General features: G+C 77.6%; 1 protein-coding gene. It reads right to left on the bottom strand.

Annotated elements, in window-relative coordinates:
• Positions 1–1,056: SseB family protein (locus tag ND748_RS32440; protein ID WP_308205790.1), on the bottom strand; the 1,056-nt coding region annotated here is incomplete at its 3' end.
• Between the last annotated feature and the right edge of the window lie 85 nt (positions 1,057–1,141).

The following is a 1,141-nucleotide window of genomic DNA, read 5'->3' as shown; positions in this document are numbered from 1 at the left end:
CCGGCCAGCCACGCTCGCCACACCGGCCGGGCTGATCGCGGCCGTCCTGGCCGTCCCGGCCGTCGCAGCCGTCCGCGCCGCTGGAGCCGTCCGCGCCGCTGGAGCCGTCGAGGCCGAGCCGCTGGTTGCGGGAGCCGTCGCCAGGAGCTGGGACAGTCGGCGGGCGATCGACTCCCCCGCTGCAGGCGGGTCACCCGCCGAGCCGTGGACCACGACGGCGAGCACGGGTCGCGGCGCCGCCGCGCCGGGCTCCACCAGCTCGGCCGGCCAGACCTCGACGCGTTGCGTGATCGCCCGCAGGGCCACCCGTACCCGGGGACGGGCCAGCGGTCCATCGGGGTTCGCCGGCCGCCGCAGCGCCGTCAGGGTGACGTCGACGGACGGATCAGCCTGTCCCACACCCACCGACGCATCCGCACCACCCGCCGCGCCCGCACCACCCGCCGCGCCCACACCAGCCGCGGCAGTCCCACCACCCGCGGCAGTCCCACCACCCGTGGCAGTCCCACCACCCGTGGCAACGGCACCACCGGCGGCATCCGAACGATCGACCGCACCCGCGCGATGGACGGCGACCGTGCGGTCGGCTCGATCGGCATCGCCGCCGGCGCCCGGACCTTCCGGGATGTCGGCGCCGCCGGGACGGACCTCCAGGCTGGTCGGGTACGGACCGGCGACGTCGATCACCACCGAGTCGAGGCCGAGCCGGACCGCCTCCGCCCAGGCGTCCGGGGCGGCCACCGGCACGGGGCGGGCGGCCCCGCGCCAGGCGGCGAGCGTCGCCACGCTGGAGAAGATCGGCAGCGCGGTGGCGCCTGCCGGGGTGCGCAGGGTGGCCAGCGCCATCTCACTGGTCTTGTCGGCGCCGGTGGTGGCGTCGGCCGAGGTGAGCATGGCCTCGATCGCGACGAAGACCCGGGCGCGGCGCAGGGCGGCGGTCAGGGCGGCGGGATCGACGCGACCGGCCGGGCCGCCGGCGGCGAGCACCCGGACGAGGGTCTCGTCGGCCGCTCCGTCGTCTCCCTGCCCGGCCGGAGTCAGCAGATGACGTGCCATTCCTCGCAGCCTAAACGCCGCAGCGTCGGGTGGCCCCGCGGCCGCCACTGCCGACCGGGCATGGAGCCGCTGCCCATCGCCGCCC

This window comes from Frankia sp. AiPs1 (assembly GCF_023716945.1).
Lineage (GTDB): Bacteria > Actinomycetota > Actinomycetes > Frankiales > Frankiaceae > Frankia.
This window is presented reverse-complemented; position numbering and strand designations above follow the sequence as displayed.